The sequence below is a fragment of the Acinetobacter chengduensis genome (genome assembly GCF_003664645.1).
Classification (GTDB): domain Bacteria; phylum Pseudomonadota; class Gammaproteobacteria; order Pseudomonadales; family Moraxellaceae; genus Acinetobacter; species Acinetobacter chengduensis.
This window is the reverse complement of the sequence record NZ_RCHC01000003.1, coordinates 194,842-212,110: the sequence shown is the minus strand read 5'-3', so window position 1 is coordinate 212,110 and position 17,269 is coordinate 194,842. Positions and strand designations below refer to the sequence as shown.

The 17,269-nt window shown below is 40.2% G+C and carries 14 protein-coding genes; 12 read left to right on the top strand and 2 right to left on the bottom strand.

What is annotated here, in order from left to right:
• The first annotated feature begins 186 nt into the window (after positions 1-186).
• From mnmG to D9K81_RS04160, 3 genes are all read left to right on the top strand, one after another.
• Positions 187-2,067 (top strand): tRNA uridine-5-carboxymethylaminomethyl(34) synthesis enzyme MnmG, encoded by a 1,881-nt coding sequence (mnmG, locus tag D9K81_RS04170; protein WP_120373372.1) that lies wholly within the window; start codon positions 187-189, stop codon positions 2,065-2,067.
• A gap of 560 nt (positions 2,068-2,627) precedes the next feature.
• The gene (gene mhpT, locus D9K81_RS04165) at positions 2,628-3,824 is read left to right on the top strand and encodes a 3-(3-hydroxy-phenyl)propionate transporter MhpT (RefSeq protein WP_120373371.1); all 1,197 of its coding nucleotides are present in this window, start codon (positions 2,628-2,630) and stop codon (positions 3,822-3,824) included.
• 148 nt (positions 3,825-3,972) lie between these two features.
• Complete coding sequence (locus D9K81_RS04160) at positions 3,973-4,299, top strand: hypothetical protein (protein ID WP_120373370.1); 327 nt, start codon at positions 3,973-3,975, stop codon at positions 4,297-4,299.
• A 70-nt stretch (positions 4,300-4,369) separates the two neighbouring features.
• On the opposite strand, the gene glnG is transcribed toward D9K81_RS04160, so the two are convergent.
• Both glnG and glnL read right to left on the bottom strand, forming a co-directional pair.
• The gene (gene glnG, locus D9K81_RS04155) at positions 4,370-5,848 is read right to left on the bottom strand and encodes a nitrogen regulation protein NR(I) (RefSeq protein ID WP_120373369.1); all 1,479 of its coding nucleotides are present in this window, start codon (positions 5,846-5,848) and stop codon (positions 4,370-4,372) included.
• Positions 5,835-6,944, bottom strand: a complete 1,110-nt coding sequence (gene glnL, locus D9K81_RS04150) for a nitrogen regulation protein NR(II) (protein ID WP_117006757.1) — start codon at positions 6,942-6,944, stop codon at positions 5,835-5,837. Before glnL ends, glnG begins: the two co-directional genes overlap by 14 nt.
• A gap of 352 nt (positions 6,945-7,296) precedes the next feature.
• Between glnL and rimO the strand changes: the two genes are divergently transcribed.
• From rimO to D9K81_RS04105, 9 genes are all read left to right on the top strand, one after another.
• Positions 7,297-8,634 (top strand): 30S ribosomal protein S12 methylthiotransferase RimO, encoded by a 1,338-nt coding sequence (rimO, locus tag D9K81_RS04145; protein ID WP_117006652.1) that lies wholly within the window; start codon positions 7,297-7,299, stop codon positions 8,632-8,634.
• Positions 8,635-8,674: 40 nt separating this feature from the next.
• Positions 8,675-9,403, top strand: coding sequence for a UMP kinase (pyrH, locus tag D9K81_RS04140; RefSeq protein WP_106984833.1), 729 nt, complete (start codon positions 8,675-8,677; stop codon positions 9,401-9,403).
• Between the two features lie 79 nt (positions 9,404-9,482).
• Positions 9,483-10,037: a ribosome recycling factor gene (gene frr, locus D9K81_RS04135; protein WP_106984832.1), complete on the top strand. Its 555-nt coding sequence runs from the start codon at positions 9,483-9,485 to the stop codon at positions 10,035-10,037.
• A gap of 6 nt (positions 10,038-10,043) precedes the next feature.
• Entirely contained in the window at positions 10,044-10,796 is a 753-nt protein-coding gene (gene uppS / locus D9K81_RS04130) for a polyprenyl diphosphate synthase (RefSeq protein WP_120373368.1), read from the top strand.
• A gap of 3 nt (positions 10,797-10,799) precedes the next feature.
• Positions 10,800-11,624 carry a phosphatidate cytidylyltransferase gene (locus D9K81_RS04125; RefSeq protein WP_117006654.1) on the top strand — a complete coding sequence of 275 codons (825 nt, stop codon included), beginning with the start codon at positions 10,800-10,802 and terminating at the stop codon, positions 11,622-11,624.
• Positions 11,625-12,821 (top strand): 1-deoxy-D-xylulose-5-phosphate reductoisomerase, encoded by a 1,197-nt coding sequence (gene ispC, locus D9K81_RS04120; RefSeq protein WP_120373367.1) that lies wholly within the window; start codon positions 11,625-11,627, stop codon positions 12,819-12,821.
• A gap of 1 nt (position 12,822) precedes the next feature.
• Positions 12,823-14,178 carry an RIP metalloprotease RseP gene (rseP, locus tag D9K81_RS04115; RefSeq protein ID WP_120373366.1) on the top strand — a complete coding sequence of 452 codons (1,356 nt, stop codon included), beginning with the start codon at positions 12,823-12,825 and terminating at the stop codon, positions 14,176-14,178.
• Between the two features lie 41 nt (positions 14,179-14,219).
• On the top strand, positions 14,220-16,727 hold the full coding sequence (gene bamA, locus D9K81_RS04110; protein ID WP_120373365.1) for an outer membrane protein assembly factor BamA: 2,508 nt from the start codon (positions 14,220-14,222) through the stop codon (positions 16,725-16,727).
• Between the two features lie 38 nt (positions 16,728-16,765).
• A complete protein-coding gene (locus tag D9K81_RS04105) occupies positions 16,766-17,266 on the top strand; it encodes an OmpH family outer membrane protein (RefSeq protein WP_120373364.1) in 501 nt (166 codons plus the stop codon).
• Positions 17,267-17,269: the final 3 nt, after the last annotated feature.

The following is a 17,269-nucleotide window of genomic DNA, read 5'->3' as shown; positions in this document are numbered from 1 at the left end:
TACGTTAGTCAGATGATATAAATGTTTTAAATTGCTGTAATTTGCAAATTACGTACAGACTCAAATAGATTTAATATGCTTTTGTGTAGTGAAAATAAGATAAAAAACGACTGAATCAGTCAACTTATAAGTGAAATTTTGCTATAATCTTCGGTTATCCATTTTTTGAAATCTCTCCATACCACTATGCACTATCCTAAAGTTTACGATGTCATTGTTATCGGTGGCGGTCACGCAGGTACCGAAGCAGCTCTCGCTGCGGCTCGAATGGGTCGACAGACTTTGCTTTTAACTCATAACATTGAGACTTTAGGGCAGATGAGCTGTAACCCAGCGATTGGTGGTATTGGTAAGTCACATCTTGTGCGTGAAATTGATGCCTTGGGCGGTGCTATGGCATTGGCTGCCGACAAAGGCGGTATTCAATTCCGTATTCTAAATTCACGTAAAGGTGCTGCTGTGCGTGCAACACGTGCTCAAGCAGACCGTGTACGCTTTAAAGCAGCAATTCGTGAAACTTTGGAAAACCAAGCAAACTTGGATATTTTCCAACAAGCAGCTGATGACCTGATTGTAGAGGGTGATACCGTAAAAGGTGTGATCACTCAAATGGGTGTGCGCTTTGATGCGAAAACGGTTGTATTAACCACAGGTACATTCTTAGGCGGTGTAATTCACATTGGTTTAAACAATGCATCGGGTGGTCGTGCGGGTGATCCGCCTTCAATTTCATTGGCTGCGCGCTTACGTGAATTGAACTTACCTGTAGGTCGTTTAAAAACAGGTACACCACCACGTATTGATGCACGTTCAGTAGATTTCTCTGTAATGACAGCACAGCCGGGTGATTTCCCATCGCCAACAATGTCATTTATGGGTGATGCGTCTATGCATCCAGAACAAATCAACTGCTATATTACGCACACCAATGAACGCACACACGACATTATTCGTGGTGGTTTAGATCGTTCACCTATGTATACAGGTGTAATTGAAGGTGTAGGCCCGCGTTATTGCCCATCAATTGAAGATAAAATTCATAAATTTGCAGATAAAGACTCGCATCAAGTATTCCTTGAGCCTGAAGGCTTAGATACGCATGAGCTTTATCCAAATGGTATTTCAACATCACTTCCATTTGATGTTCAGTTTGAATTGGTTCGCTCAATCCGTGGTATGGAACATGCGCATATTCTGCGTCCTGGTTATGCTATTGAGTATGACTACTTTAACCCACAAGCATTGAAATTCTCTCTGGAAACCAAAGCCATTAATAACCTGTACTTTGCTGGTCAAATTAACGGTACAACAGGTTATGAAGAAGCGGGTGCACAAGGTCTACTTGCAGGTTTAAATGCTGCGCGCCGTGCGTGGGATCAAGAGCAATGGACACCAAAACGTGATGAAGCGTATATGGGTGTATTGGTTGATGACTTAATTACTTTAGGTACCAAAGAACCGTACCGTATGTTCACTTCGCGTGCCGAATACCGTTTGATGCTCCGTGAAGACAATGCGGATCAGCGTTTAACTGCGATTGGCCGTGAAATGGGCCTTGTAGATGATGCGCGTTGGGATGCGTTCTGCCAAAAAATGGAAGCGGTAGAAACTGAAAAAGGCCGTTTACAGCATCTTTGGGCTGCGCCAAACAACCCATTGGGTAAAAAATTCGTTGAAATGACAGGTGATGATCTGTCTAAAGAAACCAATGCAATTGATTTGTTAAAACGTCCAAATATTAACTTTGCACAAATTGCAGAGCTTACAGGTTCAGAAGTGTCTGCATTTGTAGGTGAGCAAATTGAAATTGCGGTGAAATATGCAGGTTATATTAACCGTCAGCAAGAAGACGTTGCACAAATGAAGCGTTTGGAAGACACTAAAATTCCTACTGACTTTGATTATGATGCGGTTTCAGGTCTTTCTCGTGAAATTACGATGAAACTTAAAGCAGTGCTTCCTGAGACATTGGCACAAGCAAGCCGTATTCCGGGTGTAACACCAGCAGCAGTTCAATTGGTGATGATTACGATTCGTAAGAATGCCAATGCTAAAAAATCTGCTTAAGATTTTGAAGTAAAAAAACCCGCTATTGAGCGGGTTTTTTTATTTTAGATTCATTGATCCTGATGTGGCTAAACAGCTTGCTAAAGCGAGTTGTATAGTTGGATTCGTATGATTTTTTATATCAGTGAATAATGTGTGGAATTTTCATTTTCTTTGGATCGTTTTAACAGCCATGCGATTTATTGGTCTGTAAAAGATCATTGTTCATAGTTATTAGTCAGTAATTATTTGATTGTAATAGATATTGGAAATAGAAATACAAAACTTCAGATTAAAAATAGCACCGAATTTTTATCTGAAAATATAGCAACTATCGTTTTTAATTATGATTTCATAGTTGTAAGCTTTGTTTTTATTAAGGCTTTGTTTTTAAATAAAAAATCACCTAAATAAGACTTAAAATATATTGATATACAACCTTTTGGCTATAAGTCTTGTTAAGTATAGCTTATATATTGAACTTTAATCCGACTATTGTAGTGGTATTTATTGTGACTCAATCGGCAGAGAATGCACATACAGTCGGATGTGGCTGTGTGTACTACGGATGGAGTTAGATCATGGCACAAGTACAAACGGGTAAAATGCAGAAAATTTTAACGGTATTTTTGTGTTTCTGGGTGGCATTTTTTGAAGGTTTTGACCTACAGGCACCTGGGATCGCGGCGAAAGGAATTGCAGCGACATTTTCATTAGATCAGGTGCAAATGGGCTATGTATTTAGTTTAGGTGTATTTGGGATGTTATTTGGTGCATTTTTTGGTGGCCGTGTAGCAGATTATTTAGGGCAAAAGAAAGTATTAATGCTTTCAATTGCTATCTTTGGCGTATTTATGAGTATTACTGCATTGGCGCCAAGTGTAGAAGTGTTATATGCAGCTCGCTTCTTTACTGGATTGGGTTTAGGTGCAGCTATGCCAACCATGATTTCAGTAGTAGGGGATGAAGCTACAGAAGCAAACCGAGGTAGACTCAATAGCTTGATGTATTGTGGTTTACCTGTGGGTGCAATCTTTGTTGCGGGCTTAGCAATTCTCTTTAAAGATATCTCTTGGCACACATTATTCTTAATTGGTGGTTTAACACCTTTAGTATTGCTTCCATTTATGGCGATGATCTTAAAGGATAAACGTAAAGAAAAAGTAGAATTAGTAGAACCTGTACCACCAATGGCACAAGTGTTATTTGCAGAAAATCGCTATAAATACACACTACCACTTTGGGTAAGCTTCTTCTTTACGCTAATGGTTAACTATATCTTAATCAGTTGGTTGCCAAATTTACTCATGGAGCAAGGCCTAGAAAAAGCACAAGCATTCATGATTATGTTGATTTTCCAAGTGGGTGCGGTAATTGGTACACTTGGTCTAGGTTACTTGCTTGACCGTTTGAAATTATGGCAAATGGCTGTGATTATTTATGTAGGTCTATTTGTAGCGGTACTTATTCTATTTACAACTAAATCAATTCCACTGTTGGTATTTGCAGGCTTAATTGGCGGTATTTTCTCTACAGGTGGTCAATCTATTCTGTATGGCATCTCACCAATTTTCTATAGTCCAGCGGGCAAAGTAACAGGTGTGGGCAGTGCAATTTCACTAGGTCGTTTGGGCGCTATGACAGGTCCACTACTTACAGGTAAGATTTTGGCTTTAGGTTTGGGGACCACAGGTATTTTACTTACTAGTGCACCAGGCATAGTATTATCAGCTGTAGCTGTAGCGGCATTATCCGCTTATAAATCGAGTAAAAAGTAACGTAGATTGTAACAGTATAAAAGGAAGCTTCGGCTTCCTTTTTTCATGGGGGTTGTCAGATGTTCTAAATTAAAAAAATAAAAAAAGAGCATTAGCTGTTATTGAGTTTTTGATAAAATCATTCGATTCATTCAAGATTTAAATATTCATGGCTTATCAACTCATCCAACTTCCCATTCAAGCAACTGACAATATTGCCTGCCCGCACTGTCAGCAAGCCGTGATCAATTGGTCAGAAGAGCAATATGTACAGCCATGTGAGCACACATTGTTTATCGCAATGGATATTGGTTTTGAGTACATCACGGATGAATTTGAGCAGACCTTGCGCCGTACTGTAGATGACATGCATGCCAACGACGATCAAGTGGTCGTGATTGAAGAATTGATTGCTTCAACTTATCCAGATTTTATTATTTATCAGTCTGATTTAGGCATTGAGGGTTATTCACGCTATGTAGGCATTATTGCTTAAAATTTAAAATAGTTAAATAAAAAAGGCTAATCTTGGTGATTAGCCTTTTTTATTGAGTCGCCTGACAGAATTAGCTTTCTAATTCTTCTTCAACTTCATCGTCGGCACTGTCCATGCCTAACTCTTTTAGTTTACGTGTGAGTGTATTACGACCCCAACCTAAAAGTTCAGCAGCATGACGTTTACGCCCACGAGTTTGCTGTAGTGCGGCATTAATCAATGTACGCTCAAACATTGGCGTAGCAATGTCTAAAATCTTCATTTCGCCATTTTTAAGTTTTTGTACCGCCCACTGGCCCAATAGTTCGTCCCAATGATGAATTGAAACGCGGTCCAACGTATTTGGCGCAGGTGAGCCTTCGCCACTTTGGTGAATTGGAATCTGCTTTAACTCGGAAGGTAAATCCTCAGGATAAACCTCACGGCCTGTAATCATAACCGTTAGCCAGCGACAGGTATTTTCCAGCTGGCGCACGTTACCTTGCCAAGGCAATTTTTGCATATATTCTTGCGTTTCTGGGCGCAAGATTTTTGGACTAACACCCAGCTCTTTACCTGCACGCGCCAAGAAATGTTGTGCAAGCATTGGAATGTCTTCGCTACGATGCGCTAATTTTGGAATATGAATGCGAATCACGTTTAGGCGGTGATATAAGTCTTCGCGGAAGCGACCTTCATGGACTAATTTTTCTAGGTCCTGATGGGTAGCAGCCACAATACGTACATCTACCTTCACAGGAATATGTCCGCCTACACGGTAAAACTCACCATCGGCCAATACACGTAATAAACGTGTTTGGGTTTCAAATGGCATATCACCAATTTCATCTAGAAATAGAGTACCGCCATTGGCTTGCTCAAAGCGACCTTGGCGCTGCGTATTTGCACCCGTAAAAGCGCCTTTTTCATGACCAAATAATTCAGTTTCAATTAAATCTTTGGGAATGGCTGCCATGTTGAGCGCAATAAACGGTTTGCTACCACGCGGTGAGTGGCGATGTAGCGCATGTGCGACCAATTCTTTACCTGTGCCCGATTCACCATTAATAAGTACAGTAATATGCGATTGTGATAGACGACCAATGGCACGAAAAACTTCCTGCATAGCAGGTGATTCACCAATGATTTCAGTTGATTGAATAGGCTGAACTGTTTTTGCAGATTCTTGTTGTTGAAGCTTGGCAATGTGCAAAATCGCACGATTCACTAAGGCTAATGCTTCATCAATGTCGAAAGGTTTAGGTAGGTATTCAAAAGCACCTGTTTGATAGCTTGATACAGCAGATTCTAAGTCTGAGTGGGCTGTCATGATAATCACGGGAAGATCTGGATGACTGCCTTTTACTTTTCCAAGAAAGGTCAAACCATCAATACCTGGCATACGAATATCAGTCAAAATCACATCAGGCGCATCTACGCTGAGTTGATCAAGTGCAGATTGAGCCTCTTCAAAGCTGGTAACATCAAAACCTTCTTCTTTAAATGTTTTTTCTAAAACCCAGCGCATCGCGCGATCATCATCAATGACCCATATTTTATTTCGCGACATGTCCTGACTCCCAAGGTAAATATAAGCTAAAAGTTGTTTTGCCTGGAACGGATTGGCATTCAATCATTCCGTTGTGTTGATGCATAATATTTTGCGCAATACTGAGGCCTAAGCCTGTACCTTTAGCACGTCCAGTCACTAAAGGATAAAACACAGATTCCAAGATTTCTTCAGGCACACCAGGGCCGTTATCTTCAATATCAATGCGTACTGCAGAGCGTTTAAGTACACCATTAATTGTGACAAGGCGTTGAATACGTGTGCGAAGCGTCAATTCTGGCTGATGCTCTACAAAGAAATCTTTATTTTCAGTCATGGCTTGTACAGCATTCACGCTAATGTTCAGCATGACTTGAATTAGTTGATCACGGTCTGCCATGACATCAGGTAAAGAAAGGTCATAGTCACGTGTGATCTTAATTTTCTTTTTGGTTTGGTTAGCAATCAGTGCGCGTACACGTTCTAAAGGTTCGTGTACGTTGGTTGGTTCATAGCTTGGCAGTTGTCGCGAACCTAACATGGTGTCAGCAAGATTACGTAAACGATCAACTTCACTAATAATAATGTCGGTAAATTCGCTGTACTGCGGATCGTTTAAACTACGTGCTAAAAGCTGTGTTGCACCACGGATGCCACCCAAAGGATTTTTAATTTCATGTGCAACGCCACGAATGAGTTGGCGCGCTACCTGATGTTGTTGAATGAGATTCTCTTCTTTAGAGATTTTAAGCATTCGGTCAATAGGGTTGAGTTCAATTATCAGCAACGGGTGATAAGGTTTACCTGAGCTCAATAGAGATACGGTGTAATCAACATGAATGTCTTTAAAGTTGACATTAATTGTTGCTTCGCGTCGTGTATAAGGTTGCCCTGACTGTAGTGTGTTGTTTAAAGCTTCTTCTGTATTAAATTCATCATTTGGCATGTGCAGTAAATGAAGAACAGGGAGGCCTTCAGCCCGAAGTAAACTGATATCAAAAAGTGCTTCACATGATGAATTTAAGTAATAAATATTGAGATTACTATCGACCAGTAAAATCGCTGTGGTTAAATTATCTACTAATAGCCGATAATCGATGGTCATAGGTTGATCCATTAGCGGTGGGTGTTCTGTTTTAAAATGGCGCAATGGCATCTTCATAAGGCATTCTGTTTTCAGTAAACGGACTGAATTGATGCAGAGTAAGCAAAATGCACGCCAACTTTTCTAAAAGAACGCCAAATTTGAGTGCTGAATTAAAAGAATGTGCCGAACTTGGCCTTTAATTTAAATGTATAGCGAATAAAAAAAGGGCTGTAAATAAAATATGGTTCAAAATGGTGCATTTTTAATTATATGAGTGAATTTATAGCATTATTTTGGTGCGTGATATAAAGAGTAGCCTTTTCACCTATTTTTATGTAAAGAAAAGACATACAATACGCGCATTCTAGTGGAGCGCAGATTCATGAAATCCCCCAAAGTCGGTTTTGTTTCTTTAGGTTGTCCTAAGGCATTGGTTGATTCCGAACGAATTTTAACTCAGTTAAAAACTGAAGGTTATGATGTTGCATCAGATTATGATGGTGCAGATTTAGTTGTTGTAAATACCTGTGGTTTTATTGAATCTGCAGTACAAGAGTCTTTAGACGCCATTGGTGAAGCAATGAGCGCGAATGGTCGCGTGATTGTGACAGGTTGTCTAGGTAAAGACGAAGACAAAATTCGCCAAATGCATCCAAATGTCTTAAAGGTGACAGGTGCTGCGGCATATCAGGAAGTCATGGAAGCAGTACATGAGTACGTTCCAGAGCCACCAAAACATAATCCATTCATTGACCTTGTTCCAGAGCAAGGGATTCGTTTAACACCAAAACATTATGCATATTTGAAAATATCAGAAGGATGTAACCACCGTTGCACATTCTGTATTATTCCAAGCATGCGTGGTGATTTAGTTTCACGTCCAGTGGGCTCGGTGTTAAGTGAAGCACAAGCACTCAAAAATGCGGGTGTAAAAGAAGTTCTTGTAATTTCACAAGACACTTCTGCATACGGTCTAGATACGAAGTACAAATTGGACTTTTGGAATGGTCAACCTGTAAAAACTAAGTTTTACGATATGTGTGAAGCTTTAGGGCAGTTGGGCATTTGGGTTCGTTTGCATTATGTCTACCCGTATCCGCATGTAGATGCTGTGATTGATTTAATGGCACAAGGTAAAATTCTTCCATATTTGGATATTCCATTCCAACACGCAAGTCCGAAGGTCTTGAAGTTGATGAAACGTCCTGCGCATAGTGAAAATACCCTAGAGCGTTTAAAAGTATGGCGCGAAAAATGCCCTGATCTGGTACTTCGTTCAACTTTCGTGGTGGGTTTCCCGGGCGAAACTGAAGAAGACTTTGTGATGCTGTTGGATTGGCTAAAAGAAGCACAGTTAGATCGCGTGGGTTGTTTTACCTACTCACCAGTTGAAGGTGCGACAGCAAACGATTTGCCAGATCATGTGCCTGAAGAAATTAAGCAACAACGCTATGAACGCTTCATGGAAGTTCAACAAGAAATTTCTGCAGCTAAACTGCAAAAACGTATTGGTCAAACCATGACAGTGTTGGTTGATGATTTAGAAGATGAGTTCCCAGTTGCAGTTGCACGCTCTTATGCGGATGCACCTGAAATTGATGGTAATGTCTTTGTTGAAGATATCGATAAATCATTAATTAAGGCGGGTGATTTGCTTGAAGTGGAAATCACCGATGCAGATGAATATGACTTATATGCGAAATTAATTCGTATTAAATGATTCACGAAAATAATTGAAATTAAATAATTCGGAGTTGATGATGCTTGATTCTAAAAAACCGCGTTTTGGTCGCATTCTTCTAAAGCTTTCTGGTGAAGCTTTGGCAGGCAATAAAGATATGGGTATCGATGCACAAGTGCTCGATCAAATGTCACTCGCAATTGCGCACCTTGTTGGTTTGGGTGTTCAAGTGGGTATCGTTGTTGGTGGTGGTAACTTATACCGTGGCAGTCAGTTGCAAAAGGATGGCTTAGTAGGCCGTGTAACAGGCGATCAAATGGGCATGTTGGCAACTGTAATGAATGGCCTAGCATTACGTGATGCTTTGGTACGTCGTAATATTAAAACGCGTTTGATGTCTGCATTGCCAATTGGTGCTGTGGTTGAGTCATATTCAAGCCGTGATGCAATTCGTCATTTAACTCGTGGTGAAGTGTGTGTATTTGTTGCTGGTACAGGTAACCCATTCTTTACGACAGATACAGCAGCATGCTTACGTGGTATTGAGATCGAAGCTAACTTGATCTTAAAAGCAACTAAAGTTGATGGCGTATACAACAAAGATCCAAGCAAATACGATGATGCTGTGAAATATGATGCTTTAACATTTGACCAAGTGTTGGATGAAAAATTAGGCGTAATGGATTTAACAGCAATTTGCTTATGCCGTGATCATAACGTGCCACTTCAAGTATTTGACATGAACAAAGCGGGTTCATTGTTATCTGTTGTAATGGGTGAAAAAGAAGGTACCCACGTTACGAACTAATGTACGTGGGGCTGAAAGCTCTTTATACTACAGATTATATTTAGTTATACCTCATTTAAAATTTAGTAAGGAAGATCTTATGATTAACGATCTTAAAAAAGACGCCGAAGAACGCATGAACAAGTCGCTGGAGTCTTTAGAGCATGGTTTTGGAAAAGTACGTACAGGTCGTGCGCACCCATCTATCCTAAACGGTGTTATGGTTCCTTACTACGGTTCTGATGTTCCATTAAATCAAGTTGCAAACGTGGGTGTAGAAGACTCACGTACACTATTGGTTCAACCATTTGAACGTACAATGGTTGCTGCAATTGACAAAGCAATTCGTGAATCTGATCTAGGTTTAAACCCGATTACTGCTGATGCTATTCGTGTACCAATGGCAGCATTAACTGAAGAAACACGTCGTGATATGCAAAAAGTTGCGCGTAATGAAGCAGAAAATGCAAAAGTTGCGATTCGTAATATTCGCCGTGATGTTTTAGGTGATATCAAAGCATTGTTGAAAGAAAAAGAAATTTCTGAAGATGATGAGCGTCGTGCTGGTGATGACATTCAAAAAATTACAGACAAATTTGTTGCTGAAGTAGAAAAACGTTTAGCTGCAAAAGAAGCTGAATTAATGAAGGTCTAATCTTGAATGACCGTTTCTGAAGAAAATTCCAGTCTTCCAAAACATGTTGCCATCATCATGGATGGCAACAATCGTTTTGCCAAAAAAAATCTAATGCAAAAAGGTGAAGGGCATCGCTCTGGTAAAGACGTCCTAGATCCAATCGTCGAGCATTGTCGCCAAGCCAATATTCAAGCATTAACAGTGTTTGCATTTTCTAGTGAAAATTGGAAACGACCTCAATTTGAGGTTGATTTGTTGATGAAATTGTTAGAAGAAACAATTCATGAACAATTGCCACGTATGGAAAAATTTAACATTTCGCTCCGTTTTATCGGAGATCGATCACGTTTATCTCCAGAATTACGTGCACTTATGTTGCATGCCGAAGAAAGGACTGCTAACTTCTCTAGCATGACGCTGACCATTGCGATAAGTTATGGCGGTATGTGGGATATGGCGCACGCTGCACAGCAGATTGCGGCCGATGTTATGGCAAACAAATTAACGCTTGATGCAATAGATTCAGATGTATTTGGTCGCTATGTCAGCATGAGTGATTTACCTGCAGTAGATTTATTAATTCGTACTGGCGGAGATTTCCGTTTATCGAACTTTCTATTGTGGCAAGCTGCTTATGCAGAATTGTATTTTACAGATACATTATGGCCAGAATTTACCGTTGAAGAATTAGATGATGCTTTTGCAGTATTTGCAGGGCGTGAACGCCGCTTCGGTAAAACATCAGAACAAGTTCAACAAGCGTCACTTGAGAATTAATAAATGTTAGAGCGGATTATTACCGCATTGGTGTTGGTTGCGGTTGTACTGAGCTGTATGTTTGCTTCGTCTTCGCATTACCCAATGTTTGTGCTGATGATCATTGCAGCTGGGGTTGCTGGCTATGAGTGGTTTAAACTCATGCCCAAAAAATCTAAGAATGTAAATAAACCGCTTGCATGGGGCTATGGTTTAGTCACTGCTGCGATTTCTACCTTAGCATTAAGCTATAATGATGTGGCTTTATTACTGTGGGCAGCCTCTATATTGACGTGGTTGCTCAGTGTCTATTGGGTAAAATCTTATCCAGAATATGATGGTTGGTATAATCCAACGCTCAAAGTCATTGGTTTAGTTTTAGTTTCAGCTGCTGTTACGGCCATTTTCTCTGTTTGGCAGAGCTCACCGTGGTGGCTCATGTACTTATTCCTCTTGGTTTGGGGTGCAGACAGTGGCGCGTACTTTGTTGGACGTAAGCTGGGTAAAAAGAAACTTGCACCTGATGTGAGTCCAAACAAATCTTTAGAAGGTTTGTATGGAGGTGTGTTTACTGCAATGCTTATTGTGGTGGTGGTTGAGGTGGTTTATCTTGATCTAAGCTTAGCAGAACATGCTTTATTCCTTATTTTATCGGTAATCACTGTATTTAGCTCAGTCTTGGGTGATTTATTTGAATCGATGATCAAACGTCGTGCAGGAATTAAAGATTCAGGTCGAATCCTTCCGGGTCATGGTGGTGTACTCGATCGAATAGACTCATTATTGGCGGCTGCCCCAATTTTTGCTGCGGGCATATATGTTTTAAAACTTCTTGGCGTAGATTTATAAATGTCTCAATCTGTTTGTATATTGGGTGCAACGGGTTCGATAGGTCAAAGTACCTTGAAAATCTTAGCGCAACATTCACAAGAGTATTCCGTTTTTGCAGTGACTGCGCACAGCAGACTTGCAGAACTGGTAGAAATTTGCAAACAGTACCGACCGAGATTCGCTGTTGTACCTTCATCTAAAGTAGATGAGTTGCGACAGCTTCTTGTTGCTGAGCAGTTAGCTGATATCGAAATTTTGGCAGATGAAGCAGGGCTGGTTGCTGTTGCTTCACATCCCGATGTAAATGTGGTTATGGCTGCAATTGTGGGGGCGGCTGGTCTGCTTCCAACTTTGGCAGCTGTAAAAGCGGGTAAACGTGTTTTACTTGCAAACAAAGAAGCATTGGTCATGTCGGGTGAGATCATGATGCAAGCGGCTTTGGATCATCATGCGACATTATTGCCTGTAGATTCCGAGCACAATGCTATTTTTCAGTGCTTACCTCAAAATTACTTCCAAGCGGAACGAAATGGTCAACCTAAGCTTGGCGTGTCAAATATATTATTGACCGCATCGGGTGGCCCATTTCTAAACCATAGCCTAGAACAATTACATTCGGTGACACCTGCGCAAGCATGTAAACATCCGAATTGGTCTATGGGGCAAAAAATATCTGTAGATTCTGCGACTTTAATGAATAAAGGCTTGGAGTTGATCGAAGCTTGTCATTTATTTTCAATTGAAGAACATTTTGTAACAGTTGTCGTGCATCCACAGAGTATCATCCACTCTATGGTGCAGTATGTAGATGGTTCGACCCTGGCACAAATGGGTAATCCAGATATGTGCACGCCAATTGCACATGCTTTGGCTTGGCCTGAACGTATACATACGCATGTTCCAGCATTAAATGTGTTTACACATTCGCAATTAAATTTTGTTGAACCAGATATTACGCGTTTTCCTGCGCTTAAATTGGCACGTCAAGCCATGAAAGTTGGGGGAACTACACCTGCGATTTTAAATGCGGCCAATGAAATTGCAGTCGTTGCATTTTTGAAGCAAAAAATTGGATTTATGCAAATTCCTGCGATTGTTGAACAAACGTTGAATCAACTGGCACATCAGGCTGCAAATAGTTTGGATGTGATTTTACAGGCAGATTCTGAAGCGCGTGCAATCGCACAACAATTGGTGACCAATAAAGGAAGTTAGTATGAGCGCCTTGTTTATTATTGTGGCCGCAATCTTGCTATTGGGGCCATTGATTGCAATACATGAGTTTGGTCATTATTTTGTTGCACGTAAACTTGGCGTAAAAGTTTTGGTTTATTCCATTGGGTTTGGGCCAACCATCCTGAAGTGGACTTCAAAGAAATCAGGCATTCAGTACCAACTTTCGGCACTGCCATTAGGTGGCTATGTCAAAATGCTGGATGAGCGAGAAGGTAATGTTGCAGAAGAAGATTTACCTTTTGCATTTAATCGTCAGCATCCTTGGAAACGCATTGCGATTGTAGCAGCAGGACCTTTAATTAATTTAGCCTTAGCTGTTGTTCTGTTTTGGGTACTATTTTTACCCGCACAAGAGCAATTAAATACGCGTGTGGGTAAAGTGTTGCCAAATACGCCTGCAGCAACAGTTCAGATGCATATTGGTGACAAAATCACTGCAATTGATGGCACACCTGTAAGTACATGGGAAAAGCTTAATTATGCCTTGGTTGATCGTGTGGGTGAAACAGGCAATATTTTAGTGACTGCGGATCGTGCTGGGGAAGTTAAAAACTTTCAATTACCAATCCAAGGTTTCCTTAAAGATCAATCTGAATCACCTTTAGATATTTTAGGTTTTGTTCCATACCGGCCACAAATCCCAGCGACAGTCACTAAGCTGAGCGAAGACGGAGCAGCGATTCGTCAAGGGATGAAGGCCGGGGATCGTATTGTTGCGATTGATGGTCAAAAGATGAATGATTGGTTTGATGTGGTGCAAGTTGTAAAGGCATCGCCAGAGCAGTTATTAAAAATTGATGTATTGCGTGATCAAAAAATTGTGCACTTAGAAGTGATGCCACAAGGTCAACGCGATAATATGGGTAAAGTCACAGGCGTGCTTGGGGTGCAAAGTGACCCAGGTAAAGTTGTGATTCCTGCAGAATATAAGCAAACAATTCAATACACACCTGTTGAAGCGTTTACAATGGCGCTAGATAAAACAGGTCAACTTTCGAGTATGATTCTGAACTCTATTGTAAAAATGGTTCGGGGTATGATTGGTTTAGATAACTTATCTGGCCCAATTACGATTGCAAAAGTGGCAGGCCAAAGTGCAGAAATGGGTTGGCAAACCTTTATCTCATTTATGGCGCTTATGAGTGTAAGTTTGGGAATTTTAAACTTATTACCTATTCCGATGCTGGATGGTGGTCATTTAGTTTACTATTTTATTGAATTAATTCGTGGTAAACCTGTTTCTGAACAAATACAATTGGTTGGACTGAAAATTGGTATGGTACTGCTGGGCAGCATGATGTTGCTCGCACTCTTCAATGATTTTATGCGTTTATAAGCGTAGATGACGAAATAAATTTAACAGCGGAAAAGACTGGCATGCAGCACACACATTTATTTATGCCTTTGGCACTCGTTAGTGCAATGGCAGCTACACAACAAATATATGCAGCGGATGATTTTGTAGTACAAGATGTAAAAGTAAACGGACTTGTTCGTTTAACACCAGAAAGTGTGTATGGCATGTTGCCCGTCACCAGTGGTGATCGTGTCAGCGATTCTTCAATAGCAAATGCAATTCGTACTTTATATGCGACAGGTCTTTTTGATGATATTAAAACATCACAAGAAGGTAATAACCTGATATTTACAGTTATAGAACGTCCTGTTATTTCTAAAATTGAGTTAAAAGGCAATAAGCTGATTCCTAAAGAAGCCTTGGAAGAAGGCTTGAAAAAAATGGGTCTAGCTGAAGGCGAAGTACTGAAGAAGTCTGCACTGCAAATTGTTGAAACTGAGCTTGAACAGCAGTACATGCAACAAGGTCGCTATGATGCAGATGTAAAAGTAACGACTACTGCAAAGCCAAATAACCGCGTTGATATTTTGCTGGAATTTACTGAAGGTAAAGCGGCTAAAGTTTTTGATATCAATATTATTGGTAATACCGTATTTAAAGATGCGGATATCAAGCAAGCTTTTGCTGTGAAAGAAAGTGGTTGGGCATCAGTTGTTTCACGTAACGACCGTTATGCACGTGAAAAAATGGCAGCCAGCCTTGAATCATTGCGCGCAATGTATTTGAACAAAGGTTATATCAACTTCAACATTACAAACTCGAGCCTAAACTTGAGTGAAGACAAAAAGAATGTCTTTATTGAAGTTTCTGTAGATGAAGGTGAACAATTTAAGTTTGGTGAAACCAAATTCTTAGGTGATGCACTTTATTCTGAAAAAGATTTACAAGCATTACAAATTTATAAAGCGGGCGAATTATATTCACAAGAAAAAGTGAATGCAGTGAAGCAACTTTTACTGCGTAAGTACGGTAACTCAGGTTACTACTATGCAGAAGTGAATGTGGTGCCACAAATCAACAATGAAACAAAACAAGTTGATTTAAACTACTACATCAACCCAGGTCAGCAAGTTACAGTTCGACGTATTAACTTCACGGGTAACAGTAAAACTGCAGATTCAGTATTGCGCCGTGAAATGCGCCAGATGGAAGGTGCATTGGCAAGTAATGAAAAAATTGATTTGTCAAAAGTACGTTTAGAGCGTACTGGTTATTTTAAAACTGTAGATATTAAACCTGCACGTGTACCAAATTCTCCAGACCAAGTGGACTTAAACATTAATGTTGAAGAACAACACTCTGGTACAAGTACGCTGGCTGTTGGTTTTTCGCAAAGTGGCGGTGTAACGTTCCAAGCAGGTTTGAGCCAAACTAACTTTTTGGGAACAGGTAACTCAGTTGCCATCGATTTATCGCGTTCTGAAACGCAAGATTACTATAACTTAAGTGTTACAGACCCGTACTTCACCATTGATGGTGTACGTCGTGGTTATAACATGTACTACCGTAAAACTAAGCTAAACAACGACTATAACGTAAACAACTACGTTACAGACAGTTTTGGTGGTGGTATTAACTTTGGTTACCCAATTGATGAAAACCAAAGCATCAGCGCTGGTTTAAACATTGATAGTACAAAAGTAACAACAGGTGCGTATGTATCTACTTACGTACGTGATTACTTGCTAGCCAATGGTGGTAAGACCACAAGTACTTCAACTTACTGTTTGGTTGAATTGATTAAAGATCCTACAACAGGTGAAATGGTCTGCCCAGATGGTCAATTGTCAGACCCGTATGGTTCGGCATTTGAAGGTGATTTCTTAACCTATAACTTAAACTTGGGTTGGTCATATAACACATTAAACCGTCCAATGTTCCCAACCAGTGGTATGTCACATCGTGTGAATGCGGAAATTGCTGTACCAGGTAGTGATGTTGAATACCAAAAAGTAACCTATGATGCGCAAGCTTTCTTCCCATTGGGTAAAGACTTTGTATTACGTGGTTATGGTAAGTTGGGTTATGGTAATGATTTACCGTTCTTTAAAAACTTCTATGCAGGTGGTTTTGGTTCGGTACGTGGTTATGACAACAGTACTTTAGGTCCTAAATATCCTGGCGTTCAATACAGTGAAACGGGTGTTAAAGATTGGGATCCTGAAGAAGTTGGTGGTAATGCCTTGGTGCAATTTGGTACAGAGCTAGTGCTTCCTATGCCATTTAAAGGGGATTGGGCACGTCAAGTTCGTCCAGTACTGTTTGCTGAAGGTGCACAAGTTTTTGATACGCAGTGTAATATGCCATCAAAAGATATTCACCTAGATACCACAACTGTTGTAAACGCTAAAAAATACTGTGAAGACAACTTTGGCTTTGATGCAAAAAATATGCGTTATAGCGTAGGTGCTGGCTTTACATGGATTACTATGATTGGACCATTATCGTTGAGTTATGCATTCCCATTGAATGAAAAATCAGGCGATCAAACCAAAAATATCCAGTTTGAAATTGGCCGTACGTTCTAAGTACGGTCCATTTTCGGCATCAGTGATGGAACCTTAAAATGAAAATAATCGTCAAAAGTTTGTTTGCTCTGAGTGTGTTGGGTTCTACGGTTGTACATGCTGCGGGATATGGCGTGGTCGATCTAGAGCGTATTGTTGAGCAAAGTGCATATTTGAAACAGCAAAATATGTCTTTTCAACAACAAATTAAGCCTCAAACCACACAAATTGAGAATCTGAGCAAAGAGCTTGAAGCAATGCAATTAAAAGCACAGCAAAGTGCAAATAAATTGTCGGATGCTGAAAAGCAGAAACTTGCTCAGCAATATCAAACGAAGTTAAGCACTTTAAATACTCTGCAGCAAAAAGTTCAGGCTACGGTGCAGTCGAATATTCAATCGATTAACCAAGTGATGGACTCAAGAATTAAGCAAGCAGCTGAACAATTACGAAAGGAAAATAATCTGGACGTGGTTTTGAATAAAAATTCAGCGTTGGCTTATGACGCTAAGTATGATTTAACTGATAAAATGATTCAAAAGGTTAATGCAATTAAGTAATCG

Coding starts and splice junctions, on each gene's coding strand:
- mnmG (WP_120373372.1), top strand. CDS start 187: ATGCACTATCCTAAAGTTTACGATGTCATTGTTATCGGTGGCGGTCAC.
- mhpT (WP_120373371.1), top strand. CDS start 2,628: ATGGCACAAGTACAAACGGGTAAAATGCAGAAAATTTTAACGGTATTT.
- D9K81_RS04160 (WP_120373370.1), top strand. CDS start 3,973: ATGGCTTATCAACTCATCCAACTTCCCATTCAAGCAACTGACAATATT.
- glnG (WP_120373369.1), bottom strand. CDS start 5,848: ATGTCGCGAAATAAAATATGGGTCATTGATGATGATCGCGCGATGCGC.
- glnL (WP_117006757.1), bottom strand. CDS start 6,944: ATGGATCAACCTATGACCATCGATTATCGGCTATTAGTAGATAATTTA.
- rimO (WP_117006652.1), top strand. CDS start 7,297: ATGAAATCCCCCAAAGTCGGTTTTGTTTCTTTAGGTTGTCCTAAGGCA.
- pyrH (WP_106984833.1), top strand. CDS start 8,675: ATGCTTGATTCTAAAAAACCGCGTTTTGGTCGCATTCTTCTAAAGCTT.
- frr (WP_106984832.1), top strand. CDS start 9,483: ATGATTAACGATCTTAAAAAAGACGCCGAAGAACGCATGAACAAGTCG.
- uppS (WP_120373368.1), top strand. CDS start 10,044: ATGACCGTTTCTGAAGAAAATTCCAGTCTTCCAAAACATGTTGCCATC.
- D9K81_RS04125 (WP_117006654.1), top strand. CDS start 10,800: ATGTTAGAGCGGATTATTACCGCATTGGTGTTGGTTGCGGTTGTACTG.
- ispC (WP_120373367.1), top strand. CDS start 11,625: ATGTCTCAATCTGTTTGTATATTGGGTGCAACGGGTTCGATAGGTCAA.
- rseP (WP_120373366.1), top strand. CDS start 12,823: ATGAGCGCCTTGTTTATTATTGTGGCCGCAATCTTGCTATTGGGGCCA.
- bamA (WP_120373365.1), top strand. CDS start 14,220: ATGCAGCACACACATTTATTTATGCCTTTGGCACTCGTTAGTGCAATG.
- D9K81_RS04105 (WP_120373364.1), top strand. CDS start 16,766: ATGAAAATAATCGTCAAAAGTTTGTTTGCTCTGAGTGTGTTGGGTTCT.